Here is a 26,900-nt window from a genome sequence, read left to right as displayed (position 1 = left end):
TGTTTTGCCACGACACATTCTCAGAGGACAAACCTCTCACAGGCGGGCACGCTTGCCCAGCCTCTTCGCCGGGCTTTCCCGAATCGTGCTCAAACCTCAATCGCGGTCCGGCTTCTTCTCCTTCTTCTCCTTGGCCGGCTTCTTCTTCTCGCCGATCAGCTTCTTCGGCGGCTGCTTGAACTTGGACTTCGGCTGGTCCTTGAGGTAGCGCTCCATGGTCGGCTTCCAGATCTCCTGGCCGGCGTCGCCGCTGCCCGAGCCCTCCAGCCGCTCGCCGCTCTCCAGCTTGAAGCCCTTGACGCCGCGCGACCGGAATCCCTTCTTGCCCCAGATGAACGGCTTCTGCCGCTTGTCGATCGCGATCATCGCCACCCCCGCGGCCTCCGGGGTGTAGCCGGCGAACCAGACCGCCTCGTTGCTGTCGATGGTGCCCGTCTTGCCCGCCTGGGGACGGCCGTCCTTGGTCTCGGCCCGCTTCCCGGTGCCCTTCGTGATCACGCTGGACAGCAGCCGGTTCATGCCGTCGGCGACGTCCTTGTCCAGCACCCGCTTGCAGTTCCCGTCCGGCACCTGCAGTTCCTTGCGGGCCGGCGTGGTGACCTTCTTGATGATCGTCGGGTCGCAGTGGATGCCGCGGGAGGCGAACGTCGCGTACGCCTCCGCCATCGAGATCGGCGAGATCTCCACCGAGCCGAGGGTGAACGACGGGTTGTACTGGTAGTAGTCGACCAGGTCGCGGATCTCGCCCTCGTGACCCTCCCGCTCGTCCTTGCCGGTGCTCTCGATGCCGAGCTTCTCGGCCATCTCGGTGGTCCGGCAGAGTCCGACCTGCAGCACCAGCTGGGCGAAGTAGGTGTTCACCGACATCTGGATCGCCTTGTTCATGTCCATCTTGCCGTTGGCCTTGGTGGAGTTGGACACCTTCCACTTGCCCAGCTTGGACCGGCCCTCGCAGGTCTTGAAGCTCCGGCCCTTGAGGTTGATCGTCTTCTTGGCGTCGTACTCCTTCGACATCGGAATGCCCTTCTCCAACGCCGCCGCGGCCGTGAACGCCTTGAACGTCGACCCCGCCTGATAGCCCTCCGCGCCGCCGAGCGAGGGCGACACCGAGTAGTTGTAGTAGGTCTCGCCCTTCTTCGAGTTGGTCCCCATCACCGGCCGGCTCTGCGCCATCGCCAAGATCAAACCAGTGCCCGGCTGGATCATGTTCATCGTCGAGATGATCGGATCCGTCGGCGAGACGACCTTGCTGAGCCGCTTCTGCGCCATGTCCTGGACGTCCGGGTCGATCGCGGTCTCGATGGTCAGGCCGCCGCGCAGCAGCGTGTGCTCCCGCTCCTTCTCCGTCTCACCGAGGCTCGGCGACTGCAGCAGCGTCCGCCGTACGTAATCGCAGATGAACGGGTACCGCGAGCCCGGGCAGCCGTTCCGGGTCTTCTGCACCTTGCCCTCGTCGAACTTGGTCGCCTTGGCCGCACGCACCTGCTTGTCGGTGACCATCCGCAGCTCGGCCATCCGGTTGATCACGAAGTCGCGCCGCTCGCTCGCCGCGTCGGGGGCGGTGACCGGGTTGACCTGGTTCGGGTTCTGCACCAGGCCGGCCAGCATCGCCGCCTGCGGCAGGGTCAGCTTGTCCGCCGTGGTGTCGAAGTAGTGCCGCGCCGCGGCCTGGACCCCGTACGCACCCTGGCCGTAGTAGGCGATGTTGAGGTAACGCTCGAGGATCTGGTCCTTGCTGAACTTCTCCTCCAGCGCGATCGCGTACCGGAGCTCGCGGATCTTGCGCTGGAATCCTGCGGTGCCGCTGGCCTGGGTGACCCGGGCGATGCAGATCTGATCAAGATCACAGGACTCGACCAGCACCATCTTCACGTACTGCTGGCTGATCGACGAGCCGCCCTGGGTGTCGCCGCTCGAGGTGCGCAGGAAGGCGCGCAGGGTGCCGGTCAGGTCCATCGCGCCGTGCTCGTAGAAGCGGTGATCTTCGATCGCCAGCTGGGCCTGGATCATCACCGGCGCGATCTTGTCCAGCGGGACGTAGACGCGGTTCTGATCATAGAAGTACGTCAGCACCTCGCCATTGCCGAGCAGCACCTTCGACCGCTCCGCCTGGGGCGGGGTGTCCAGTTCGGCCGGCAGGTCCGCCACCTCTTCGGCCGCGGCCTGACCGGTCACCCCGAGCAGTCCCGCGACCGGGATGAACAGCCCGGCGACCAGCGCTCCGGCCAGAACGCTCACCAACAAGAACATGACCAGCGAAGCCACCACCCGAACCCCACGCCGAGCAGTGGCCCACCCCGAAGTCTTCGCTGCCGCAGCCACCATCCCCACCCTACCCAGCCTTGGGCCAGGCCGAAGAACCCGTCGTCGGTCCCGGGCCCGGCCGTAAGAATTCGGGCCGACCGGAGGAACGACCTGCGGTTCGGATCGGACGGATCAGGACGATGATCGGCCGGTCCCGGCGGTCCGCACCTCGGGCGTCTGCCGCCACACCGGGTTCCGGTTCTCGAGTTGCGCGGCCAGGCCGAGGATGAGGTCCTCACGGCGCGGCGGGGCGATCAACTGCAGCCCGACCGGAAGCCCGTCCGGGGTGAAGCCGCAGGGCACGCTGAGTGCCGTGAAGCCGGTCAGGCTGACCCGCCAGCACGCGCGCATCCAGTCCAGGTAGTCGCGCTGCGGGACCCCGTTGATCATCCGCGGCCAAGTCGTCGAGGCATCGAACGGCAGCGCCGTGGTGACCGGCGCGGCCAGCACGTCGAGGTCGGCGAAGAGCCGCATCATGCCCTCGTACACCCGCTGCCGCCGGTCGATGGCCTGGTTCACCTCGCCGACGGTGAGCCGCAGCCCGCTCTCCGTGTTCTCGATCAGCTCGGGCCCGAGTTGATCACGGTGGGTCTCCAGCGAGGCGCCGAACTTGCGCGCGAATTCGAGGCCGCGCAGGGTTCGGAACGCCGGGTCGGCCTCCGCCAGGTCCGGTTCCACGTCGCGTACGCCGTGGCCGAGCTCGACCAGGCCCGGCCGCCCCTGCCCGTCCAGCACCTCGGTGATGCCGGCTTCGATGTCGAGCCCGCCCAGTGTGCGGCTCCAGCCGATCCGCAGCGGGCCGGGGAGCTCGGGCAGCCGCGCCGGAAACGCGTCGGGGAAGGCCAGCGGCGCGCGGTCGTCGGCCCCGGAGAGGACCGACAGCAGCAGTACGGCGTCGGCGACCGTGCGAGCCATCGGCCCGCAGGTCGACAACGTGTCCCAGCTGTCGCCGACCGGCCAGTCGGGGACCCGGCCGATGGACGGCCGCAGCCCGACCACGTTGCAGAAGGCTGCCGGGTTGCGCAGCGAACCGCCCATGTCGGAGCCGTCGGCCACCGAACTGAGGCCGGCCGCCAGGGCCGCCGCCGAGCCGCCGCTGGAGCCGCCGACGCTCCGGGTCGGCGCGTACGGGTTGGTCGTCGTCCCGAACACCCGGTTGTACGTGTGCGAGCCGGTGCCCCACTCGGGGGTGTTGGTCTTCCCGTAGATCACCGCACCGGCCGCCCGCATCCGGGCGACGACGAGCGCGTCGCCGGCGGGCACGTGATCGGCGTGCAGCAGCGACCCGTAGGTCGTGCGCACCCCGGCGACGTCCTCGAGGTCCTTCACCAGCACCGGCAGGCCTTCGAGGGGCCGGACCGGTTGGCCGGCCGAGCGGCGCTGGTCCGACGCCCGCGCCGCCTGCTCGGCCCGGTCGAAGTCGGTCGTGACGACGGCGTTGATCCGGGGATTCACGGCGTCGTGGACGGCTCTGGTCTCGGCGAGCAGTTCGCCGGCGCTCAGCTCGCCGCGGGCCAGGGCGGACAGTTGGGCGACGGCACTCCAGCGGGTCGGGTCGGTCATCGTCCGCGCCGTTCAGGAGAGCCGGTCGGCGAGGTGGGCCGCCGCCGCGACCGTCGCCGTGTACTGGGTCGCCACCAGCCGCCGGAACTCGATCAGTTCGTACGGCAGCGCGGCCCGGTCCTCGGCCAGCCACTCCTCGTACCGGGCCGAGATCCGGTCGTGCGCCAGCCGGACCGAGCGCCGTACGTTGCCGACGGCGAGTTCCCCGGCGAGCGCCCGGCGCAGGATGCCGGCGAACCGGAGCCGGAACTGGTGCACGTTCGCGGCCAGGGAACCGGCCTCGGCCGCGGTGGCCGGCCGCCGGTTCGCCGGGTCGGCGACCCGTTGCTCGGCGTCGGCCGCGGACCGGGTCACGGTCCGGGTGAAGGACCGGGCCGCCCGCCACAGCGGCGCGTCCCCGGCGATCAGGGCGTCGGCGGTCGAGGAGACGCCGTCGTTCATCAGCTCGGCCAGCTCCGCCAGTCCGGCGGCCTGGGCGGCGAGCGCGTCGTCGTAGCCGGTGGCGGTCTCGGTGGCGTCGGCGGCGCTCGGATCGGTCCAGTACGGCAGCTCGCTGATCAAGATCAACGATCCGTACCGGGCGGCGTAGGAGGCCGTACTGTCGCCGGAGGTGTTGGGCCAGCTGCCGCCCCCGGCGATCCTCCGGTCGTAGGCCGACCGGATCGACCCAGCCCGGTAGATGCCGTCGTCGAACCGGACGATGTGCGGCGCCTCCGGCTCGCCGCGATCCAGCACCAGGCCGAGGCGTTCCGGGACCGCCTGCAGGATCGGGTGCAGCGCGGGTTCGGGACGGCTGAGGTAGTAGTACACGCCGCCCAGTTCGCTGTTGTGCAAGGAACAGATCAGGTCCGGCCGGTGCTGGTCGATCAAGCGCATCAGGGCCTGGGTCTCCGGGATGGCGGCGTCGAAGTAGGCGTCCCGGTAGTTCAGCGGGTACGTCCACTCGACTTGATCATGGCCGGCCGGCCGGTAGAAGTGGCGCGCGTAGTGCTCCCGGGTGAACGGGCCCTTGAGCCAGCCCTGGTTGAGCCGGAGGCCGTCGGGATCGATGCAGGCGATGATCCGCCAACGGTGGTTCAGCCGGTCCCGGAGTTCGGCGTCCTCGGTCAGCCGCCGGGCCAGGTGCAGCGCCGTCAGTCCGCCGATCGGCTCGTTCGGGTGCGGCAGTCCGAAGACCAGTGCCTCGGCCGCGTCCGGCCGGTCCTCCTCGATGATCAGGCAGAGCAGCGGCTCGCCCTGCCGGGACGTGCCGACCCGCTCCACCCTCGCCAGGTCCGGATGATCATCGGCGATCGACCGCAGCCCCGCCGCCAGTTCGTCGACGCCGGCGAAGTGGTCGTACTCCGGCACCATCGCCGCCTCGTCGCTCAACCAGGGCGGGACAGGATCGTGCGTGGTCATGCCCGGAAGTCTCGCGGCCCGGCCGCAGGTCCGCCCACGTCGCGGCTGATCAGATTCCGGCCGGACCCTTGTCCCGCTCGACAACGCCCGCGCGCGGCGACGTCACTACGCTGTCCGGATGGCCCGATCGGGGAGCAGTGGTACGGACAGCGGTCCGACGCTGGCGACCATCCTGACGACGCTGGGTGGCCATGCCCTGCATGCCGCCGTCGATGCCGGCCGGCTGGACGACGAGATCGGCGATCTGGTGATCATCGGGCCGGGCGAGCCGTTGCCGCCGGCCGAGTCCGGGCTGCTGCTGCTGACCGGCGCCACGGCCTCCGCCGACCAGCCCGAGCTCGTGCTCCGCGAGGCGGCCCGGCTCGGCTACCGGGCGGTCGTCGTGAAGGACTCCGACGCTCACCTCGAATCGATGATCATGTTGGCTCGGGAACTCGGCCTCGCCCTGCTCTGTACGCCGAGCGAGATGGCCTGGCGGCACCTGGACGCGCTGCTGACCGCGACCCGGCAGGCCGTCCCGGGATCGCGGGACGAGTTGAGCTCGGTCGGGCTCGGCGACCTGTTCGCCCTCGCCAACGCGATCGCGTCGGCGGTCGGCGGGGCGGTGATCATCGAGGGGCCGGCCGGCCAGATGCTCGGCTATTCGAGCCTGCCGCACCAGGAGATCGACACGGTTCGCCGGATGGGCATCCTGGGCCGGCAGGCGCCGACCTATCAGACGACGCGGCAGTCGTACCAGCGGGTGCTGGCCAGCGACCTGGCCGTGATCGTTCCGGCGCCGCGGCCCGAGGTGGCCGACCGGCTCGCCGTCTCGGTTCGGGCCGGCCGCCAGGTGCTGGGCACGATCTGGGTGATCGCGGACCGGCCGCCGCTGGTGCCGCGCGCCGCGGAGCTGCTCGAGGACGCGGCGCGGACCGCCGCCCTGCATCTGCTCCGGGCCCGGACCCAGGGAGATCCGGAGCGGTCGGCTCGGGGCGACGCGCTGCGGTTGCTGCTGCACGGCGCCCGGCAGCCGCGGGCCTTGGCGTCCCGGCTCGCGCTGCCGTACGAATCCCCGAGTGTCGTCCTCGCCACGATGCCGGCCCACGAGCCGGTCGAGCCGTTCCTGGCGGCCGCCCGGATCATCGACCTGGTCAGCCTGTACGGCGAGTCGTGGCACTCCGGCGCCGCCAGCGTGGTCGACTCCGGCACCGTGTACGCGCTGCTGCCGACCGCCACCGAGGCCGACGGCCCGCGCTTGATCAGATTGGCCCACGACCTGGTGTCGGCGATCAAGCGGTCCGCGGGCATCGAAGTCCTGGTGGCGATCGGGCCGCGGGCCGACACGCTGGCGGACGTGGCCGGGTCGAAGCTGATGGCCGACCGGGTGCTCCGGGTGCTGGCCGAACCGGCCTACCGGGATGCCGAGCGGCGCACCGTCGCCGATGTCGAAGCGGTCCGCAGCCGGCTGCTGTTGCAGGCCCTCTCGGAACACCAGGACCTGATCGATGATCTTCGACTGAGCCCGGTCGCCGCCGTCGTCGATCATGACGCGACGCACGGCACGTCGTACGCGGAGACCTTGATCGCGTACTGCGGCACCTTCGGTGACGCCCTGCGGGCAGCCGGGCTGCTGACGGTGCACGAGAACACGGTCCGCTACCGGGTCCGGCGGGCGCAGGAGATCTTCGGCATCGACCTGACCGACCCGGACGAGTTGTTGATCACCTGGCTCCAGCTCCGCCTGCTTCAGCTGCGGGGTTGACGGGCCGGGGCGGAGGCACTGGGTCCGGTGATCATGAGCCCAGCGGCAGGTGGCAGGCGGCGAGGTGATCTTGGTCGAGGGGGTGCAGTTCCGGGCGCTCGGCGGCGCAGCGGTCCTCCGCGTACGGGCAGCGGGTGCGGAAGGCGCAGCCGGACGGCGGGGCCAGCGGGCTCGGCGGCTCGCCCCGGAGGCCGATCCTGGTGGCCCGGCGACGGGTCCGGTCCGGTTCCGGCACCGCCGCCAGCAGCGCCTCCGTGTACGGGTGCGCCGGGAAATCCTCCACGGCCGGCGCCGGTCCCTGTTCCACCACCCGGCCGAGATACATCACGGCGATCCGGTCGGCGATGTGCGACACCACGGACAGGTCGTGCGAGATGAAGACGTACGCGAGCCCGAGCTCGGCCTGGAGCCGCATCAGCAGGTTGACGATCTGCGCCTGCACCGACACGTCCAACGCCGACACCGGTTCGTCGCAGACGACGACCTTGGGCCGCAGTGCCAACGCCCGGGCGATCCCGATCCGCTGTCGCTGCCCGCCGGAGAACTGGTGCGGCAGCCTGTCGGCATGATCGGGATTGAGCCCGACCAGTTCCAGCAGCTCGAGCACGGCGGCCCGCCGGCCGGACCGGGGCACCGCGTCCGGGTGGACGTGCAGCGGCTCGGCGATGATCGCGCCGGCCGACATCCGCGGATCCAACGAGGTGTACGGATCCTGATGCACCAGCTGGACGTCGCGCCGGGCCCGCCGCAGCTCGCGCCGGCCGAGCCGGGACAACGGCCGGCCGAGCAGTTCGACCTCGCCGCGGGTGGGTTTGATCATGCCCGCGAGCATCGCCGCCAGGGTCGACTTCCCGCAGCCGGACTCCCCCACGATGCCGACGGTCTCCCGGGCCGCCAGCGTGAGCTCGACGTCGGTCACGGCACGGAGCAGGCGGCGGGTCCGGAACGGGTTGACCGGCCCGACCCGGTACTCCTTGCTGATCATCCGGGCCTCGAGGACGGTCTCCGCGCTCATCGCCCGACCTCCGGATGGTGACAGGCGACCCGGTGGCCGGGGATCACCTCGACCTCGGGCGGCGTGGTCGTGCAGCTCCCGGTCGCCCGCGGGCAGCGGGTCCGGAACGCGCAGCCGGTCGGCAGCGCGGCCAGATCGGGCGGCTGGCCGGTGATCACCGGCAGCGTCGACCCGCGGTGCGCCCGGCTCGGGATCGACGACTTCAACGCGCGCGTGTACGGATGCGCCGGCGCGTCGAACACCTCGTCGGCGGTGCCCCACTCCGCGGCCCGGCCGGCGTACATGACGATGATGTCGTCGGCCATCCCGGCCACCACGCCGAGATCATGAGTGATCAACATCAGGCTCATCCCGCGCTCCGTCTGCAGCGACGCGAGCAGGTCCAGGATCTGGGCCTGCACGGTCACGTCCAGCGCCGTCGTCGGCTCGTCCGCGATCAGCACCTGCGGATCCAGCGCGAGGGCGGTGGCGATCATGACCCGCTGCCGCATCCCGCCGGAGAACTGGTGCGGGAACCGGTCCACCTGCTCCCGCGGCGACGGGATGCCGACCTGGCCGAGCAACTCGATCGCCCGGGCCCGGGCGGCCCGCCGGGACAGTCCCTGGTGCACCCGGCACCCCTCGGTGATCTGGTAGCCGACCGGGAGCACCGGGTTCAGCGCAGCCAGCGCGTCCTGGAAGATCATCCCGAGCACCGGCCCGCGGAACTGCCGCTGCCGGTCCGGCTCGGCCCGGAGCAGATCCTCGCCGTTGATCAACACCTCGCCGGCGGAGACCCGGGCGTCCAGCGGCGGCAGCACGCCCATGATCGCCCGGGCGGTGGCGCTCTTGCCCGACCCGGACTCGCCCAGCACGGCGAGGGTCCGGCCCGGGTGCAGGCTCAGCTCCAGCCCGTCCACCGCCGCGGCCCAGCGACCGGCCGTACGGAACTCGACCCGCAGGTCACGGACGTCGACGATCGGATCGGTGATCATCGCGCCTGCTTCGGGTCGAGGGCGTGCCGCAGCGCATCGCCGAGCAGGACGAACGCCAGCACGGTGATCGACAGGAAGGCCGCCGGGAACAGCAGCAGGTGCGGATCGCTGCGGAACCCGTCCTGCGCCACGTTGAGCTGGACGCCCCAGGAGATCGCCGGAGTCTTCAGCCCGACGCCGAGGAAGGTGAGCGCGGACTCGGCCGTGATCACCCCGCCGATGTTGAGGCTGGCCAGCACCAGCACCGGCGTGATCGCGTTCGGTAGCACGTGCCGGATGATCACCCGCGGCCCGCTCGCGCCCAGCCCGGCGGCGGCCCGGACGTACCCGAGCTCGACGCAGCCGAGGGCGCTGCCGCGCATCAACCGGGTCAGCCCGGGCCAGCCGAACAAGATCAACACGGCCGAGACGACGGCGACGTCGCGACGCTGCAGCGTGGTCAGGATCACCACCATGCCGACCAGCGACGGGAAGCCGAAGATGATGTCCATGGCCCGGCTGATGATCACGTCCAGCCAGCCGCGATAGTAGGCCGCCACCGACCCGAGCACGACGGCGATGAGGACGCAGCCGAGGGTGACCAGCAGCCCGATCAGCACCGAGGACCGGGTCCCGTGGATCACGTTCGCGTACAGGTCGCAGCCCTGCAGGTCGAACCCGAACGGGTGGCCGGGCTGCGGCCCCTGCCGGCCACGGCTCAGGTCGCAGGCCCGCGGATCGGGGTGACCGAACCAACCGGCGAAGAAGTCCGGCACCGCGGCGATGATCAGGATGCAGCCGACCACCGCCGCCGGAATGATCACCCGCGGGTGGCGCAGTCGTCGCAGCCGCTCCGGCGGCCGGTCCCGGGTCGGGGCGGGATCCGGCGCGACGGCCGGCTCAGTGGACGCGGTCAAGGCTGATCCTCGGATCGAGCAGGCCGTACAGCAGGTCGACCGCGAGATGGACCAGCAGGAAGATCAACACCAGCAGCGCCCCGACGCCGACGACGACCGGACCGTTCTGCTGCGTGATGCCGTTGAAGATCGTGTAGCCGAGACCGGGGATGTTGAAGATGCCCTCGATCAGAACCGTGCCGCTGAGCAACCCGCCGAGGCTCAGTCCCAGGATCGAGACCACCGGGACGAGCGAGGTGCGCAGCACGTGCCGCAACGTGATCCGCCACGGGGTGAGGCCCTTGGCGATCGCAGTGTCGACGAAGTCGGCGTACCGGTTCTCGATGATCGCCGCCCGGGTCAGCCGGGCCAACTCCGGAATGCCGAACGTCGCCAGACAGCAGGCCGGCAGCAGATAGCTCGCCGGCCAGCCCTCCCGGACGCCGGTCGCCGGCAGCCAGCGCAGCGTGACGCCGAAGACGATCTGGGCCACGTAGGCGAGCACGAAGTACGGCACGCCCAAGATCACCGTGGTGGCACCGAGCACGGTCCAGTCCACCGCGCCGCCGGCCCGCATCCCTGCCCAGGTGCCGATCCCGACCCCGACCACGGCCATGATCGTCCAGGCGGTCAGGCCCAGCAGCAGCGTGTGCGGCCAGGCCCGGGCGATCAGGTCCGACACCTCGACGCCGCGGAAGTCGACCCCGAAGTCGCCGGTGAGCAACCCGAGCAGATAGTCGGCGTAACGCACGAACAACGGGTCGTCCAGCCCGTACCGCTCGGTCAGTTCGGCCCGGACCGACTCCGAGATCACCTGGTCCGGACCGGCCAGCGCGAGCAGCGGATCGCCCGGCAGCGCGTACACGGCGGTGAAGATCAACAACGTCGTGCCGATCAGGATCGGCACCAGCTGGGCGATCCGGCGCAGGGTGTACCTGATCATGATCCGTTGACGGTGACACCGGCAAGGTAGGCGCCGCCGAGGATCTCGGCCGACACCGAGCCGACCCGGTCGCTGTGCACCAGGCCCGCCTTCGGGTAGTAGAGCGGCGTCAGCGGAACCGCGGCCAGCCCGCGGTCGGCCGCCTGGACCGCCAGCGCGGTGGCCTCCTCGGGCGTGCCGGCCGAGGCGGCCCGTTCCATGATCGCCGCGAACTCCTCGTCGTCGTAGCCGGTCACGTTCAGCGGCGCGCCGGCGGTGAGCAGCTGGTTGGCCATCGCGTACACGTGCGGGTAGGGGGCACCGGAGTAGAGCAGATTCGGGCTCTGCGACTTCTTGGCCCGCAACCCGTCGTAGAGCTGCCCGATCTCCTGCGCCTCGAAGGACACGTCGGTGATGCCGAGGTTGTCCCGGAGCTGGTTGGCGATCGCCTCCAGCACCCGCTCGTTCGTCGGCTCCTGGTAGGTCATCAGCTTCAGCGGACCGGACCAGCCACCGGCGTCGGCCAGCAGCCGCTTCGCCTCGGCCGGGTCGTACGCACAGCTCTCGCAGGTCACCCGGTCGGCGCCGGCCAGCAGACTCGGCCCGATCCCCTTCGCCGGCTCCGCGGTCCCCGACAGCAGCGAGGAGACGATCGTCTCCCGGTCCACCGCCAGGGCGATCGCCTTGCGGACCCGGACATCCGAGAATCGCTTGTCGTACAAGGGAAAACCGAGGTACACCACGGCCGGCAGGTTGACGTCGACGACGGCTTCCGGGGTCGACTCCTTGGCCCGGACAAGATCATCACCGTCGATCAGGGCGACGTCGAGCTGACCGGCCTCGAAGTCGGTGTACGGATTGCTGGACGCCTGGTAGACGCGCAGGTTGACCGACGCCGCGGCCGCCTTGGTTCCGGCATAGCCGTCGTAGCGATCCAGGAAGACGTCCTGATCACCCAGCGCCCAGCCGCCGTCGCGGACCCGGAACGGACCGTTGCCGATCGGATGGGTGGCGAACGCCTTCAGGTCGTCGGCGGCGGAGGCCGGGATCGGCGCGAACCGGCTCGCCGAGAGGATGTACGGCAGCAGGCTGTTCGGCGCCGACAGGGTGATCGACAGCGTCCGCTCGCCGGTGACCTCGACCCCGGACAGCTCGGTCGCGGTCGGCTCGCCCTGCTCCGGGTTCATCGCCGGGTAGCCCTCGAAGATCGACATCCGCGCGTTGCCGCTCAGCGCGTTCGCGGCGGTAGCGGTCGTGTTCCACGAATCAGCGAAGGACTGCGCGGTGACCGGACTGCCGTCGTGGAAGGTCCAGCCCGGCGCGATCTCGATCGTCCAGTGCACCTGATCGGTCGTCTCGAGCGAGGAGGCGACCAGGTTCTGCACCGTTCCGGTGGCCGGGTCGACCCGGGTCAGCGGCGAGAAGAGGGCGTAGTCGACGAAGCTGGCCTGGCTGGCCCCCGGCGTCAGATCCTGGACGATCGACTCGGCGACAGCAACGACGAACGAGCCGTCCGACGACGTGTCGGACGCCGCCGGCCCGGCGGCACAGCCCGCGCTGACGAAGAAGGCCAGGGCAGCGACAGCCGCCAACAGGGAACGGATCCGGGCCATGATCACCCTCCGGGGTCGGGCAGGCGGTTGATCGTCTGATCCTGATCTGTGCAGTCCCGGGCGGCACTATCGCCGGCCATAGATTCCCGGCGGACGCCTTGTCCCTCTCAACAGCCGCCCTGCCCCGCCTTGATCATGGACGGCCGCCCCCACAACCGGCGCAAATCTGGTTAGATAAGGTTTACCTAACTAACGCGAGGAGAGTCGGTGACCGTGCGGATCGTCGTCCTGACCGGCCTGGACGAAGAGCCCGTGGCCGTGGCCCGGGAACGCCTGGCCGGGACCGGGCTGCCGACGCTCGACTATCGGAGGGACGGGCAGGACCGCCTGGTCCGCTCGTTCGGCGACGGCCAGGGCGGGATCGACTCGGCCGCCCTGCACTGCGGGCAACGCTGTGTCCCGTGCACGGTGCTGACCGACCTGGCGCACGTCCTCGGCGAGTACTCGGCCGCCAGCTGGGCTGCGGGCCTGCTGGTCGTCCTGCCGCCGGCCGTCCCCGGCTGGGTGGTGCTGGACGCCCTCCGGTCGCTGCATCCGGTGGTCCAGGAACGGATCGAGCTCGGCTCCCTGATCACCGCCCTCGACCCGGTCACTCTGCCCGCGGTCCTGCGGACGGCCGAGCCGCTGTCCAGCCGCGGGATCCGGATCGGCCACGGCGACCAGGCGTGCGGCGGCTTCCTGATCGAGGAGCTCCTGTTCAGCGACTGTTACGTCCTGGTCGGCAGTCCCGGCTCGACCGCCGACTTCGTACTCGGCCTCGAGCTGGCCCGGCAGATCGCACCGCACGGCTGGGCCACCATGCTCGGGACCGGCCCGGCGATCCTGCCGCCGGCCGATCCGGCCCGCACCGGTTACGACCCGGTCGAGGTCGGCTGGCGTACCGCACCGGGTTCGGTGGCGGTCGCCCACGACGACGGCCGCGGCCGGATCCGTACCCACCTGGCGCACACCCGCCGCCCGCTGCATCCGGTCCGACTGAAGCGGGCCCTCGGCGCGATCATCAAGGACTGCAGCTGGAGCCGCGGCCGCGCCTGGGTGTCCTCGGTCCCCGACCGCAAGGTCGCCTGGACCAGCATCGGCCCCCAGCTCAGCCTGTGCAACGGTGGCCCGTGGCTGGCCGACCGCCCGGAACGTTCCTCCGGCACGATGGACACGGAGGGCATCCTCAACTGGGATCCCGAGCTCGGCGACCGCGGCTGCTGGCTCGCCTTCACCGGCGAGAACCTCCGCCCGACCCGGATCGACGCCCTGCTGGCGCAGTGTGAACTGACCGACGAGGAGTACTGGCGCGGCCCGGAGTCCTGGCGCCGGCTACCCGATCCCCTCCACCTCAGCGAATCCTTCGGCCACGCCCATCCGGCCACCCTTGATCTTCGCTCCTAGCTGGGTCGTCTACTCGCCTTCCCACCTGCGAATGGCCGCCGCAAGGACGAGAGTTGTCGTCGAAGTGGCGTCTTGGTGACTTTGTCCAAGTTCAGAGGTGGATCGATCTCTGTGAGGATCGTTGACTCGAGGCGCCCCAGGGTCTCGACGTCAGTCACTGGGACCGCCACGACGCGGAGGTGGGCGTACATCCAGCCCGAGAGTTGAACCTCGTCGATGGCGGACAACCCATGCACCTTCGCAAGGATGGATCCAAGGCTTCGGCGTAGCGTCGAGTACTCGTGACGCTTGCCCAGGTGCATCAAGGCGATCCGCCCCCACAGCGTGCTCGACGAGCTGGACCCATCAGATCGAGTCGCCCCGGCAAGGCCTGCGTAGATCAGACCGGCATCGACCTCGTGGTTCAGTCCCGACGTCAGATCGGCGGCTCCCACGTCGTCGACCCACCAGCTGTACAGGCCTGGGTATCTAAAGCCCTCACCTCTCGATGTCATGAAATCCTTCAGCGGAATGGCTCGCGACCCATCGCAGAGGCCGGTCACAACGTCAGAACGAAGTATTTCCTGCAGATACCACGACTGTCGACGACCGAGAGACAGTCCTCTCAGCTGGTCGGTCACGACCGCGCCCAGAGAGTCGAGCGCGCTCTGGACTGACTCGACATAGACCGATCCCGCGTGTATGTCCACGACGACGCCAGCGAGTGACCCGACGGCTGACTCCAGTTGTGACGCGACTTTCTGTCCCCACCCGCGTCGATAGTCGCGAGTCATGTCCGGCAGATAGCAGTCGTACGGCTCGAGCCATTCCTCAGGGCTGACGAGGCCATGCTTAGCCGACAGGATGTACCAGGGCTTTCCCGAATTCTCTGCGTAGGTCCGCATCTTCAGGAAGTAGTCGGAGGTGTACAGGTCCTTGGCCAGCGCGCGTTCAGCGCGCTTTCGCTTCACACACCCGACGAAGATGACATCGGCGTCCGCCGCGGGGGCAGGCTCACTCCGCCGAGCGGCGACTCCTGGATCCCCCGCAGGCTCCCGTTGCGGTATCGGCGGCAAGGTCGCCTGTCCCTTGCCGATCGTGAAGCCGAGCTTCGCGAGCAACCGGCGACAGTTCGGCGACTGAAACTCCGCCACAGCGAGACCGGTCGCGAGAGCCATCACCTGATTCACGGGCCAGCGAGCGCCGTCGATCTCCACCCAGTACTGATGGATCGGTTCTGGCCGGTGCTGCGCGATCTGCGCTCGTACCTCATCGTCGGACAGCTCGAACGGCCGGCCGGCAAGCGTGAAGGTGATCGTGACCATCTTGGTCTACTCTCTCGTGCCATCATGATCATCCCTGCGCCACGGAGGAAGCTGCAGGCCCCGGGTGATGTCGATGCCACTCAGTTGTTGGCGGGCTGATCTATCGCGGCCTCGTAGAACGCGTTCGCGAGATCGACGAGTAGTCCTTTGAGCCTTGGGCTGTCGGTGAAGAAGTAGTCCGCCATGATGTTGTGAGCGTTCTGGTTCTCAGCAACAGCTTCCGTCACCGCGTCCTGAAAGTCCTGGGATTCGATGAACTGCTTCTTCGAGTTCGCCTTGGTCTGCTTGATCAACTCCGTGTTGACGAGCAGTCGGTCGACGAGCCCCTGCACGAACTCCCGGATCTGGGACTCCGCGAACGACTCGGCCCCGAAGAGATCGTTCATCTTGTCGATCACCACCTGCAGCGCGACGTACTTCGGCTCCTTCCTCGTGCCGGTTCCAGCCCCGCTGATGCCTTTCAGCTCACCGGTGCCAGTCAGGCTGATGTCGACAGCGGTCGCCTTGCTGTGTCGCACCCCGACGAGAACGACGTCGGAGAGATCGACCTCCGCTGCCCAGGCAGACTCGGCGATCACCTTCTCCAGAAGACGCAGGAAGATTGAGAGCATCTCCATGTACGGATCGCCGTAGTCGACGATCTGGCTCATGAAGTCGTAGAGCCGGACGTAGGTGGAGACGTCCTTGCGGAACAGGTCGAGGGTGTTGAGGGTGACCTTGTCGTCTTCTTCGATCGCCCTGGCGTACCGTCGGCCGAAGTCGTGCTGTGCCGGACTGATCGCCGCCGAGAGTGCGTTGTTGCCCTTTCGGGTGACCCACAGTTCGGCCACCTTGCGAACCTGAGCTTCGCTGTAGATCCCGGCCTGAGCGAGCTTGGTGGCGAGATGGATGACGACGTACGGGTCGGTCTCGGTCTCCAGGGTGGCGTTCTTGAAGTAGGGCTCGAAGGACGTCCTGATGTCCTCGGGCTTGTTCACGAAGTCGATCACGAATGTCTTGCGCTTCTGCTCCCCGCCGGCCGCCCGGTGGGTGCGGTTGAGCCGGGACAGGGTCTGCACGGCGGTAACCCCGGACAGCTTCTTGTCGACGTACATCGCCGAGAGCAGCGGCTGGTCGAACCCGGTCTGGAACTTGTTGGCGACGATCATGAGCTGGTACGTGTCGCCCTTGAACGCCGCAGCAAGATCAGCACCGGCGCCAGGGTTCAAGTTGCCTTCGGTGAACTCGTCGCCGATGCTCGGCGCCGGCCCCCAGTCCTTGCCCCATTCCTCGCCCTCGGCCATGGTCACAGCTCCGGAGAACGCGACCAGGGTCCTGTAGTCGTACGACGCGTCCACGGCCACGCGCTTGGCGATGTAGGCGTCGATCGCCTTCTTGTACTTCACGGCCGCCTTGCGGGAGTCGGTGACGACCATCGCCTTCGCCTTGCTCTCCAGGAGGTGCGCAACGTTGGTGTGGAAGTGCTCGACGATGATCTGCACCTTCTGGCCGATGTTCGTCGGGTGCAGTTTGACCCAGCGCATCAAGCCCTTACGTGCAGCGGCTTCCTCGACCTCGCCGCTGTCACCAGACGCCGCGTTGCCAGCGATCTTCAAGGCTGTGTCGTAGGACTGGTAGCCCTTCAGCACATCGAGGATGTAGCCCTCCTCGATCGCCTGCTTCATCGAGTACAGGTGGAATTCGACCGGCTTCCCGTCGGGGCCCTTGCGCCCGAACAGTTCAAGGGTCTTGTTCTTCGGAGTCGCTGTGAACGCGAAGTACGAGATGTTCGCTGACTCGGCTCGCTCGGTCATCTCCGACGCCAAGATCGTTTCGACGTCGACCTCGCCGCCGTCCTCGATCTCCTTGAGCTCCTCCACCGTGAGGACCTGCTTGAGCTTCGAGGAGATCTGACCGGACTGGGATGAATGAGCCTCGTCGGCGATGACCGCGAACCGTTTGCCCTTCAGAGCGGAGTCGGCCCGGATCTCCTCGAGTGCGAACGGGAAGGTCTGCACCGTCACCGCGATGATCAACTCGCCGTTCTTCAGCGCCTGGGCGAGCAGGCCGGACTTCGACTTTGCGCCGGCCTTGCGGACGTCCTCGGGACTGATCGTGGCGACGATCTTGCCCGTGCCGTCGATCTGACGGATTGCGTCCTGCAGCTGGGAATCGAGCACCGTTCGGTCCACGACCACGATGACCGAGTCGAAGATCTTCCTGTTGTCGACGTGCAGTCGGGCGAGCCGATGCGCGGTCCAGGCGATGGTGTTCGTCTTCCCGGACCCGGCGGAGTGCTCGATCAGATAGCGCTGCCCCACTCCTTCCTCGGCGACCGTGGCCACGATCTTGGTGACGGCCTCCCACTGATGGAACCTCGGGAAGAGCATGCTGGTCCGGCGAACTGAGGTACCGGTGCTGACGTCCCATTCCTCCTTGGTCTCCACGATCATCAAGCGGCCGATGATGTTGAGCCAGGCGTGCTTCTCCCAAACCCGCTCCCACAGGTACGCGGTCGTGGATCGTCCGTCCTCGCCGGGAGGATTCCCCGCGCCGTCATCGAATCCCGTGTTGAACGGCAGGAAGTGGGTCTTCTCCCCTTCGAGTCTGGTGGTCATCGCAGCAAGATCATTGGAGACCGCGAAGTGAACGAGGGCCCGGTGACCGAACGACAGCAGCGGCTCAGCGCGGCCGTTCGTCAGCGGGTTACGGTCCTTCTTGTACTGGTTGATCGCCTCGTCCAGGGACTGGGTGAAGTCGGTCTTCAGTTCGACGGTCGCGACAGGGACGCCGTTGACGAAGAACACCAGATCGATGCTGCGTGTGTCCGATGTCGAGAAATGTACCTGTCGCATCACGCGGACCCGCATCGCCGCGTATTCGGCATTCGTCGTCGCGTTCAGCGTCGTCTCGGGACGAAACTGGGCGAGCTTCAGTCGTCCGCCGCCGATGTACTGCACGCCGTTCCGCAAGATGTTCAGCGTCCCGCCGCCATGCTCGAGCGGCTTGTCCAGCGCCGACGTGAGCACATCCAGGAACTTCGCCTCCGACCCGGCCGCCCGCAGAGCCTTCACATAAGCCGGATTCTGTGTCTCCTGCAGCCACGCGAACAGGTCCTCCGGGAACAGCGCCCGCTCCCGGTCGTAGCCGTCATCGTTCGCCGAGTACAGCCAGCCGTGATCCTCCAGGTGCCGGCAGATCTCGGTCTCGAAGACGACTTCGTTGTGATCTGCCATCAGCGAACCTCCCGTTCCATGGACGCTACACACCCAGATGAGGCCGTGGTAGCTTGGCCACGCAGGCCGCAGCACTGCCGCCCGCATGGCCTTCAGCCCCGCCGAGTGCGGGGCTGTTGTGCGTCACCGCGGATCCGTAGATCGCGTCAACGACCTTCTCGTGCAGGTTGGCGCGCGCACGCCGCCCGACCGTCTCCCAGGCTTCCTTGCCGTGGAACATCGAATGCGCATGGAAATCGGTCGTGGCCGGAACCCCGTAGTCGACGTTCGCCTGCGCCATCAGCGCGTTGAGCTGGTCGGTGAGGCCCTTCGTCGCCGACTCGTCGGCCAGCACGGCGCCGAAGCAGTGGAAGTCGCCGTGGTCGGACTCATCCACGAACGCCAGCAGCATCAGGCAGCTCCGCGGACGTCGATCTGACCGGTGACCGCGGCGGTGATCAACGCCGATCGGCGCTCGCGAGCGAGTTCGATGAACCGCTCGGTCTCGGTGATCAGTACGTCGAGCTTCGCGGTTTGATTATCGAGATATGCCGCTATGCGGCGCTGTTCCTCAGTCGGCGGACGCAGGAACGGTGCCTCTCCCAACTCCTCGCGGTTGATCTTAGGCATCTTCACTCGCAGTGAGGTGAGTGTCGCAAACGTGTGGAATGGACGAGCCAGGAGAAAGTACATCAGATAACGATGATCGTCACCGTGGCGACTCGACATGGCATACATATCTGCACTCGTCAGGCAGTCCTCAGTAGCCAGCGTAACTTTGTTCAGCGCCGGTCTGATCTTCGAGTAGAGAATTTGGCCCGCCTTGGCAACATATTTTCCGCTATCCGCACCCTGTTCCCGAGCAGATTCTCGACCAATGATCCGTCCAGTCCCGGCCTCGATATGGTTTGGCGCAACAAGAACCATGTCCACCCAGGGATAATCACGAGGATCGACTTGACCGCCGTTCACCTCCATCTCACGACTGAAGCGACTGACTATCCAGTGAGCAGGGACCGCTCCGAGAAATGCGTTTCCGCTTTCAATGAGAGGTGCGTGGTCGATTCCCTGCGTCGCTGCCTGCGCGATCGCAGTAGCCCGCCGCTCGCAGAGCAACTCGATCAACTGCTGCTGCTCCTCGATGAGCGTGTCGATGCGGGCGGTCTCGCGGTCGAGGTAGTCGGCGATGGCGATCTGTTCGTCCAGGGTTGGCACCGGAACCGCCATCCGAAGGAAAACCTCAGGGTAAATACGGAGGCGGGATGACCAAATCCCACGGGACACTCGCGTCATTTCCATCACGTATGTAGGTGAACGATAGAGGTAGTCGTAGAACCTTGGTTCGAACGGAGCCGCTGGACGTGACCGGTAGACACCGTAGGCGGGACTCACAATGCCTGTTTGCTTGGTGATACCTAATGCACCCATCCATGCCCACATGGTGTTGATCACAAGATCGCCCGGCTCTACCACTCGATAGCCGTCGAGGCTCTCTGCCGCAGTCATCGTCACGTTCTTATCCGATCGAGGTCCGACGCCGGTAAGATGCGAGACACTTAGAAGTTCCTCGGATCCGTCGACGGAGAGATCTTGGACTTCGACCAGAAGCTCCTTGTTTCGCATCCAGCGCCATCTAGGCGGCATTGCTGAAGCCCACGCCGGGACAAGATCAAGATATGCGAGAGTCATTGTTCCACCTCGCGCAGCAAGTCGAGGATCTTCGCGACCTGCTTCTCCAGGTCAGCGTCGATCTCCGCAAGAGACCTCGGCGGGATGTACTTGTAAAAGTGGCGTGCAAAGGGGATCTCGTAGCCGATCTTGATCTTGGACCAGTCGAGCCACGCGTCTTCGACGTGCGGCTTTACCTCGGCATCGAAGTATGCCTGAATGACCTCGAGTTCACCGTTCGCACCACCGGCCGAACCGTTGTAGTTGAAGGGGACGTTTTCGGTGTCGCGCTTCTTCGAGTCAGGCTTCGGCTTACCTTTGCGATCAACGATTGGCTCGCCGTCGTCATCCAGCAGTGGACGTTCAACCGTGATGATCCAGTATCCGAAATCGTCATTCCTCAATACTTTCGAAAAGTCAGGGTCTGCATCCTCGAATTCCGTGTACAGGCGCACGACATTGGCGCGGTCCTCGTCGCTGATCTCTCGGCCCTTGGACCCGAGGTTCCTACGCATCTTGGTCCAGAACGACGTCCCGTCGATCAACTGCACCTTGCCCTTGCGGTCGGGGTGCTTGGTGTTGTCGAGGATCCAGATGTAGGTGGCGATGCCCGTGTTGAAGAACATGTTCGTGGGCAGCGCGACGATCGCCTCGACAAGATCATTTTCCAGAAGGTGCCTGCGGATGTTTGATGGACCGGACTCGGCGGCGCCGTTGAAGAGTGGAGAGCCGTTCATGACGATTCCGACGCGGCCGCCACCATCTTCGGGAGGCCGCATCTTGTGGACAAGATGCAGCAGGAAGAGCATCTGACCGTCCGAGGTCGATGGCAGACCGGGCGCGAAGCGACCGTAAGGGCCGGCTTCGTCGCGCTCCTTCTGGACGTCCGTCGCGTATTGCTTCCAGTCCACGCCGTACGGCGGATTGGACATGCAGTAGTCGAACTGGCGCCCCTTGAACGCGTCGGCTGTGAGCGTGTTGCCGAACTCGATGTTCGACGCGTTGTTGCCCTTCGCAATCAGGTCGGACTTGCAGATCGCGTACGACTGAGGGTTGTATTCCTGGCCGTACAGAGACAGCTTCGCGTCGGGGTTCTGGTCGAGCAGGTGTTCCTCGGCCAGCGAGAGCATGCCGCCGGTCCCGGCCGTCGGGTCATACAGCGACCGTACGATGCCGTCCTCGTACAGGTCGGCATCCTTCTCGGCGAACAGCAGGTCGACCAGCAGCCGGATGGCATCTCGGGGTGTGTAGTGATCACCGGAGGTCTCGTTCGCAGCCTCGTTGAACTTGCGGATGATGTATTCGAAGGCATCACCCATGTCGGAGTTCGACACCACCGACGGATGAAGATCAACAGCGCCGAAGGCTTTGACGATCTCGCGCAGCAGGCCAGCCTTCTCCAGGGCCAGGATCTCCTTCTTGAAGTCGAAGTACTCGAACACGTCGACGTCATCGGAGAACCGGTCGATGTAGTCGGCGAGGTTGTCCGCGAGTCCGTCCGCGTCGGCCAGCAGGTTGGCGAACGAGTAGTTGGAGGTGTTGTAGAAGTCCCGGCCGGTGAGCTTCCTGACCGCAACCTTGAGACGATTCGGATTCTCGTGCTTCGCGGCCAGCTTGCGGACGGCCTCCCGGTCCGGCTCGAGGATGCAGTCGAGACGCCGCAGGATCGTGAGCGGCAGGATGACTGTCCCGTACTGGTTGGGACGGTACGGTCCGCGGAGCTGGTCCGCGATCGACCAGATGAATGTTCCGAGGGTGCTCACGAAGTTCCTTACTGGATCGGCCGGCGGGGCCATCTTGCCCCACAGAATCCGCGAAGTCCTGGGTTACGCAACAGTGTGTTGGCACGAAAGGCGTGGCGCCGTTCAGTCCAGCTCGAAGTCTGACAACCGCATGAACCCTTGAGATGTGTGAGCCGTTGGCCCAGCGACCCTTCGCATGGCGATCGCGACGCGCTACCAGCGGAGGAGTTCGACGCGGCCACGGGTGAGGAGGATGTCGCCCCGGCGCACCAGCTGCTGCAGGGTCCGGTTCACGGTGATCCGGGACAGCCCGAGTTCGTCGGCGAGACCCTGCTGGCCGTCGGCCAGGGCGGCGACCCCGTCGGCGTCGGCGAGTTCGGTGAGGCGGCGCAGGGTCCGGTTCAGCGGATCGTGGACGACGGCGTCCAGGAAGTCGCCGCGGGCCTGATTGGACTGGGTGGCGAGATGGCGGGCGGTCTGCAGGGCGACCGACGGCTCGGTCTCGACCAGCTGCAGGAAGAGCCGGCGCGGCAGCCGACGGATCCGGCAGCGGCTCAGTGTGGTCCAGGTGTAGTGGTGCTCGGTCCCGGCCAGCGCTGTCGCCTTGTCGATCGCCACCGGCGGATCGTCGACCCGGACCCGGGCATGACGTCCCGCCGGCGAGGTACGGGAGGCGGCGACCCGTCCGTGCTCGACGATGTGCAGCGGGTCGCTCAGTGACCCCTCGAGGGCCAGGACCGTGCCGGCCGGGACGGTGGTCACCACGGTCCGGGCGGCGACGAGGGCGAGGGCCGGTTCGGGAAGACCGGCGAAGAGGGGGATCCGGCGGAGGTCGAGGTCGCGTGGTTCCTGGTCCGGTCGGGTGCTGGTCACACCTTCTTATTCTGCCCGGACAGCAGCAGGTGGCCCTCGTGCGGCCGCAGGATCCGGCTCGCGGCGCCGTCCTGGCTGGTCAGCTCGAGCTGCCAGAACCGGTCGGGCGGGAGGTCGTACCGGGTGGGGTGGTCCGAGAAGTTCAGGGCCACGACCGCGTCGCCGGTCTGGTGGCCGCGACGGAAGCTGAGCAGCCGGTCGTCGGCCTGCAGGGTGGCGTAGTTGCCGGCGGACAGGGCCGGCACGGTACGGCGGAGTTCGAGGATCCGGCGATAGAGGGTCAGCATCGACGCCGGGTCGTCCTGCTGGGACTCCACGCTGAGCTCGGCGGAGTCGGGACGCATCGGCAGCCACGGCTCGACGTCCTCGGCGCAGAAGCCGGCTCGGGCGGCGCGGGTCCAGGGCATCGGCATCCGGGCCGGATCTCGGCCGAGCCAGGTCCGGCCGGTCCGCAGCGCCACCGGGTCGCGGACCCGATCCGCGGGTACGTGGACGTCCGGCAGGCCCAGTTCCTCGCCGTAGTAGAGGATCGGCGTGCCGCGCAGGGTGAGCAGCAGCAGGGCCGCGATCCGTTGTTGATCATGGCCGAGCCGGGTGGCGACCCGAGAACGATCATGGTTCCCGAGGACCCAGTTGGGCCAGGCGCCGGGTGGCAGCAGCTCCTCGTACTCCTCGACGAGAGCGGCGACGGCGCGCGGCTGCCACGGGCAACTGAGCAGGTTCATGTTGGACGGCAACTGCAGCCCGTCACCGTTGGTCCCGTGGTAGCGGACCAGCTTCGGGATGGGCAGGTACGCCTCCGCCAGCAGGACGCGATCGTCGGGGCGGCAGCCGCCGGGCGGCCGCGGATGATCACGGAGCAGGTCACGCAGCTCGCCGATGATCATGACGATGTCGTCCTGATCGGTGGACCGGAGCGGGATCAGGCGGTGGTACGGATCGCCGTCGGCCGGCCAGTCCGGGTTCACCGGGTTGTCCCGCCACTGCGGATCCTTGAGCAGCTGGCGAAAGGCGTCGATCCGGAAGCCGTCGACGCCGCGGTCGAGCCAGCAGCGGAGCACGTCGTACATCGCCGTCCGCACCGCGGGGTTGCGCCAATTGAGGTCCGGCTGTTCCTCGAGATAGCTGTGCAGGTAGTACTGCCGCCTGCCGGCGTCCCAGGTCCAGGCGGAGCCGCCGAAGAGCGACAGCCAGTTGGTCGGCGGCCGCCCGGCCGAGCCGTCCCGCCAGTAGTACCAGTCCCGCTTCGGACCGTCGGCATGATCACGGGACTCGACGAACCACGGGTGCTCGTCGGAGGTGTGGTTCGGGATGAAGTCGATCACGACCCGGAGGCCGAGGTCGTGGGCGGTACGGATCAGCCGTTCGGCGTCCGCGACCGTACCGAAGACGGGATCGACGCCCCGGTGATCGGTGACGTCGTAGCCGAAGTCGCGTTGCGGTGACGGGTAGAACGGGCAGATCCAGACGGCGTCGACGCCGAGCCGGCGCAGGTGGGGCAGCTTCCGGATCGCGCCGGCCAGGTCGCCGACGCCGTCACCGTCGGAGTCGGCGAAGGAACGCGGATAGAGCTGATAGAAGACGGCGGTCTGCCACCAGGGGCGTTCGTCGGGCACGGCGGGCAGCCTAGGTTCCGGCCGGCCGGGCGGTCTGTATCCGCGGATACAGACGGCGAGGTAAGGCTCTGCCTACGGTGCCGTCGTGGATCCGGTCGTCGTCGTTGCGATCGTCCTGCTCGCGAGCGCCGTCATCCAGGCCTGCACCGGTTTCGGGTACGCGATCGTGAGCGCGCCGATCCTGGCCTGGTTGCTCGGCCCGGCCGAGGCCGTCTCGTTGATCATGATCTCCGGTCTGCTGGTCGATGTCGGGCTGTTCGCGCTCGGCGGCCGCCGTCCGGCACCGGCCTGGGCGGAGGTGTTCCGGCTCTTCCTGTGGAGCCTGCCCGGCCTCGCGCTCGGTGCGATCGCCCTGGCCGTGCTGCCGGCCCCGTACCTGAAGTTCGCCATGATCATGATCATTCTGGCCGTGGTCCTGCAGCGCTTGATCGGCGGCCGGTTCCGGTCCCGGCTCAGCCACGGTCCGGCCGCCGCCATCGCCGGCCTCTCCTCCGGCCTGCTCAACACCTCGACCACCCTGGCCGGCCCACCACTGGCGGTCTACCTGGCCCACCGCATCCCCGACCGCTGGCAACAACGCGACACGTTGATCACCCTGTCGCTGCTCCGGCTGCCGGTCAGCGTCGCGACCATGATCATCGCCGGCTCCTGGCGCCCTCCCGAAGGCCTCCCCCTCTGCCTTCCGGCCGCAGCCGCGGGTTTCCTCCTGGGCCGCTACGCCTTCTCCAAGATGAGCGAGAAGGCCCACCGCCGAGCCGTCACCACGGCCCTGCTGCTAGCCCTCACCACCGCCGCAGCAGCCCTCGTCCCACTCCTGATCGCCCTGAGTACGTAACCGCAGACGCAGACGCAACCCAGAAACGTAACCCGCAGGAACCCAACCCCGCAGAATCGCCGCCGATAGGAACGCAGGGGGTTTGGGGGACTCGGTCCCCCAACAAACACAAAGCGGCCCCCGCGAAGGTGGCCGCTAGGCCACCGAACAGGATCGGCCGCCGCGTGGAGCTAAGGGGATTCGAACCCCTGACCTTCGCATTGCGAACGCGACGCTCTACCAACTGAGCTATAGCCCCGGGTACGGCCTCGGGCCGCAACCAGCACGCAGACTTTATCATCAGCGGCGCCGTGCTTCGAACCGGTTCACGTCCGCGTCGCTTCCCGTTCGTTGCCACCTGAGGCCGGGGTGCGGTTGGGTGGACGGAGAGGACGTGTCCGTGACCCCGCACGAGAGGTGTCTTGCCATGAGCCAGACCCGCGTACGCCCCCTGATCTCCGCCGTCGCCGCCCTGCTCACGCTGGCCGCGACGACCTTCCTGACGACCGGCCCGGCCTCCGCCGCGGCCAGCTATTCGGCCCCGCTGAGCGAGGCGATCGACCACCTGGACGTCGCCACAGAGCAGCGTGACGGCTATGACCGGGACAAGTTCAATCACTGGGTCGACGCCGACGGCGACGGCTGCGACGCCCGCGACGAGGTGCTGATCGAGGAGGCCGACGATGCGCCGACGGTGGGTTCCGGCTGCTCGCTGAGCGGCGGCCGCTGGTATTCGTACTATGACGGCGCCTCGCACACCCAGACCTCGGACATCGACATCGACCACATGGTGCCGCTGGCGGAGGCCTGGGATTCCGGCGCCTACGACTGGTCGGCGAGCCGGCGGGAGTCGTACGCGAACGACCTGGGCGACCACCGGACCCTGGTCGGCGTGACGGACTCGGTGAACCAGGCCAAGGGCGACCAGGATCCGGCGGAGTGGCTGCCCGAGGAGCAGCAGTGCCGCTATCTGCGCGAGTTCGTCGCGGTGAAGATCCGCTGGAGCCTTGCGGTCGATTCCACGGAGAAGTCGGCGCTGAAGGAGCTGGCCGGCGGCTGCGAGAACTCGACGATCACCGTGACGGTGGTCTAGCGCCCTAGGCCGAGGCTGCGCGACGGTCGCCGTCGCCGTCGTTCTTGTCGGCCTTGGCCTTCTTCCTCGTCGGCGCATCGGCCGTGACGGGTACGGCCTGACGCCCCGAGCTGGTGACGTCGGGGCTGGACAGGTCGATGGTGCGTACGGTGCGCGGCGCGAGCGGCTTGGACACGTACGTGGGCATCGTGATCGGCACCGGGTCCCACAGCCCGCCGGGCTTGCCGGGCTGGGCGGTGTCGCCGAGCGCGATCGAACCGGTCTTCTCGTCCGGGGTCCGGGCCTGCTTCGGGCTGAGGAAGATGGTGTGCTCGTCGCTGCCGCGGCGGATCGTCTGGAACCGGGAGTCGAGGTCGCGCCGCATGCCGCGGACGCTGATCCGGGCGACGACGACGAAGCCGACCAGCAGGCCGCCGGGGATCGCCACCGACCACCACGGGATCAACCCGAACGCGCAGACCGAGACGACCGCGGAGGTGATCATCATCAGCAGCACCAGCATCCGGAGCCGGCGGCGCGCGGCCAGCCGTTCCAGGCGGCGCAGGTCGGCGATCGCGGCGCGGCGGGTCAGCGGGGTGGACACCTCGACCGACGGAATCTCGGCGAGGTCCTGGTCGAGCAGCGGGGCCATGCCCTGCCGGATGATCCGGATCGAATCCGAGAACCGGTTGGCCGGGTCCTCCTCGTCGACCTCGGGCGCGTCGTCCCGGCGGACGAACATGGGGACGAGATAGATCAACCACGCCACCGCGATGGCGCCGAAGATGATCCCGGTCGTACCCACAAGGTGACGTTACGGTCA

General features: G+C 67.7%; 20 protein-coding genes and 1 tRNA gene. 4 read left to right on the top strand and 17 right to left on the bottom strand.

Features of this window, described 5'->3' with window-relative positions; translation table 11 throughout:
- Positions 1-96 precede the first annotated feature (96 nt).
- The 3 genes from ACFQU4_RS34900 to ACFQU4_RS34890 all read right to left on the bottom strand — a co-directional run bounded on the left by ACFQU4_RS34900 (position 97) and on the right by ACFQU4_RS34890 (position 5,268).
- Positions 97-2,265 carry a transglycosylase domain-containing protein gene (locus tag ACFQU4_RS34900; protein WP_377501204.1) on the bottom strand — a complete coding sequence of 723 codons (2,169 nt, stop codon included), beginning with the start codon at positions 2,263-2,265 and terminating at the stop codon, positions 97-99.
- Positions 2,266-2,436: 171 nt separating this feature from the next.
- Positions 2,437-3,867 carry an amidase gene (locus tag ACFQU4_RS34895; protein WP_377501202.1) on the bottom strand — a complete coding sequence of 477 codons (1,431 nt, stop codon included), beginning with the start codon at positions 3,865-3,867 and terminating at the stop codon, positions 2,437-2,439.
- A 12-nt stretch (positions 3,868-3,879) separates the two neighbouring features.
- Positions 3,880-5,268 (bottom strand): M14 family zinc carboxypeptidase, encoded by a 1,389-nt coding sequence (locus ACFQU4_RS34890; RefSeq protein WP_377501200.1) that lies wholly within the window; start codon positions 5,266-5,268, stop codon positions 3,880-3,882.
- A 118-nt stretch (positions 5,269-5,386) separates the two neighbouring features.
- On the opposite strand from ACFQU4_RS34890, the gene ACFQU4_RS34885 reads away from it, so the two are divergent.
- A complete protein-coding gene (locus ACFQU4_RS34885) occupies positions 5,387-7,012 on the top strand; it encodes a PucR family transcriptional regulator (RefSeq protein ID WP_377501198.1) in 1,626 nt (541 codons plus the stop codon).
- 31 nt (positions 7,013-7,043) lie between these two features.
- Here the strand turns inward: ACFQU4_RS34885 and ACFQU4_RS34880 are convergent, their stop codons facing one another.
- Genes ACFQU4_RS34880 through ACFQU4_RS34860 form a run of 5 tightly spaced genes read right to left on the bottom strand, consistent with a single transcriptional unit; the run spans position 7,044 to position 12,411 of the window.
- Positions 7,044-8,027 (bottom strand): ABC transporter ATP-binding protein, encoded by a 984-nt coding sequence (locus ACFQU4_RS34880; RefSeq protein WP_377501196.1) that lies wholly within the window; start codon positions 8,025-8,027, stop codon positions 7,044-7,046.
- Entirely contained in the window at positions 8,024-9,001 is a 978-nt protein-coding gene (locus ACFQU4_RS34875) for an ABC transporter ATP-binding protein (RefSeq protein WP_377501194.1), read from the bottom strand. Before ACFQU4_RS34875 ends, ACFQU4_RS34880 begins: the two co-directional genes overlap by 4 nt.
- Entirely contained in the window at positions 8,998-9,897 is a 900-nt protein-coding gene (locus ACFQU4_RS34870) for an ABC transporter permease (RefSeq protein WP_377501192.1), read from the bottom strand. The genes ACFQU4_RS34875 and ACFQU4_RS34870 overlap by 4 nt, the downstream gene beginning before the upstream one ends.
- Positions 9,881-10,819 (bottom strand): ABC transporter permease, encoded by a 939-nt coding sequence (locus ACFQU4_RS34865; protein ID WP_377501190.1) that lies wholly within the window; start codon positions 10,817-10,819, stop codon positions 9,881-9,883. Before ACFQU4_RS34865 ends, ACFQU4_RS34870 begins: the two co-directional genes overlap by 17 nt.
- Positions 10,816-12,411, bottom strand: a complete 1,596-nt coding sequence (locus ACFQU4_RS34860; protein WP_377501188.1) for an ABC transporter substrate-binding protein — start codon at positions 12,409-12,411, stop codon at positions 10,816-10,818. The genes ACFQU4_RS34865 and ACFQU4_RS34860 overlap by 4 nt, the downstream gene beginning before the upstream one ends.
- Before the next feature lie 207 nt (positions 12,412-12,618).
- Here ACFQU4_RS34860 and ACFQU4_RS34855 point away from each other — a divergent pair, with 207 nt between their 5' ends.
- On the top strand, positions 12,619-13,794 hold the full coding sequence (locus tag ACFQU4_RS34855; RefSeq protein WP_377501186.1) for a GTP-binding protein: 1,176 nt from the start codon (positions 12,619-12,621) through the stop codon (positions 13,792-13,794).
- Here the strand turns inward: ACFQU4_RS34855 and ACFQU4_RS34850 are convergent.
- From ACFQU4_RS34850 to ACFQU4_RS34820, 7 genes are all read right to left on the bottom strand, one after another.
- Complete coding sequence (locus ACFQU4_RS34850; protein WP_377501184.1) at positions 13,791-15,098, bottom strand: DUF6884 domain-containing protein; 1,308 nt, start codon at positions 15,096-15,098, stop codon at positions 13,791-13,793. The genes ACFQU4_RS34855 and ACFQU4_RS34850 overlap by 4 nt on opposite strands.
- 80 nt (positions 15,099-15,178) lie before the next feature.
- Complete coding sequence (locus ACFQU4_RS34845) at positions 15,179-18,313, bottom strand: type I restriction endonuclease subunit R (protein WP_377501182.1); 3,135 nt, start codon at positions 18,311-18,313, stop codon at positions 15,179-15,181.
- A 25-nt stretch (positions 18,314-18,338) separates the two neighbouring features.
- Positions 18,339-18,704: a hypothetical protein gene (locus tag ACFQU4_RS34840; protein WP_377501180.1), complete on the bottom strand. Its 366-nt coding sequence runs from the start codon at positions 18,702-18,704 to the stop codon at positions 18,339-18,341.
- Positions 18,704-19,915: a restriction endonuclease subunit S gene (locus ACFQU4_RS34835; protein ID WP_377501178.1), complete on the bottom strand. Its 1,212-nt coding sequence runs from the start codon at positions 19,913-19,915 to the stop codon at positions 18,704-18,706. Before ACFQU4_RS34835 ends, ACFQU4_RS34840 begins: the two co-directional genes overlap by 1 nt.
- Before the next feature lie 62 nt (positions 19,916-19,977).
- Complete coding sequence (locus ACFQU4_RS34830) at positions 19,978-21,723, bottom strand: N-6 DNA methylase (protein WP_377501176.1); 1,746 nt, start codon at positions 21,721-21,723, stop codon at positions 19,978-19,980.
- Between the two features lie 192 nt (positions 21,724-21,915).
- Positions 21,916-22,575 carry a Crp/Fnr family transcriptional regulator gene (locus tag ACFQU4_RS34825; protein ID WP_377501174.1) on the bottom strand — a complete coding sequence of 220 codons (660 nt, stop codon included), beginning with the start codon at positions 22,573-22,575 and terminating at the stop codon, positions 21,916-21,918.
- Positions 22,572-24,191, bottom strand: coding sequence for an alpha-amylase family glycosyl hydrolase (locus tag ACFQU4_RS34820; RefSeq protein WP_377501172.1), 1,620 nt, complete (start codon positions 24,189-24,191; stop codon positions 22,572-22,574). Before ACFQU4_RS34820 ends, ACFQU4_RS34825 begins: the two co-directional genes overlap by 4 nt.
- An 85-nt stretch (positions 24,192-24,276) precedes the next feature.
- On the opposite strand from ACFQU4_RS34820, the gene ACFQU4_RS34815 reads away from it, so the two are divergent.
- Positions 24,277-25,026 carry a sulfite exporter TauE/SafE family protein gene (locus ACFQU4_RS34815; RefSeq protein WP_377501170.1) on the top strand — a complete coding sequence of 250 codons (750 nt, stop codon included), beginning with the start codon at positions 24,277-24,279 and terminating at the stop codon, positions 25,024-25,026.
- Between the two features lie 165 nt (positions 25,027-25,191).
- Here the strand turns inward: ACFQU4_RS34815 and ACFQU4_RS34810 are convergent.
- A tRNA-Ala gene (locus ACFQU4_RS34810) sits at positions 25,192-25,264 on the bottom strand.
- Positions 25,265-25,432: 168 nt separating this feature from the next.
- Between ACFQU4_RS34810 and ACFQU4_RS34805 the strand changes: the two genes are divergently transcribed.
- Positions 25,433-26,098: an HNH endonuclease family protein gene (locus tag ACFQU4_RS34805; RefSeq protein ID WP_377501168.1), complete on the top strand. Its 666-nt coding sequence runs from the start codon at positions 25,433-25,435 to the stop codon at positions 26,096-26,098.
- A 4-nt stretch (positions 26,099-26,102) separates the two neighbouring features.
- Here ACFQU4_RS34805 and ACFQU4_RS34800 read toward each other — a convergent pair whose 3' ends face one another.
- Positions 26,103-26,882: a hypothetical protein gene (locus ACFQU4_RS34800; RefSeq protein ID WP_377501166.1), complete on the bottom strand. Its 780-nt coding sequence runs from the start codon at positions 26,880-26,882 to the stop codon at positions 26,103-26,105.
- Between the last annotated feature and the right edge of the window lie 18 nt (positions 26,883-26,900).

This window comes from Microlunatus sp. GCM10028923 (assembly GCF_042666975.1).
GTDB lineage: Bacteria > Actinomycetota > Actinomycetes > Propionibacteriales > Propionibacteriaceae > Microlunatus.
The sequence above is the reverse complement of the archived record's forward strand: the minus strand, read 5'-3'. Positions and strand labels throughout refer to the sequence as shown.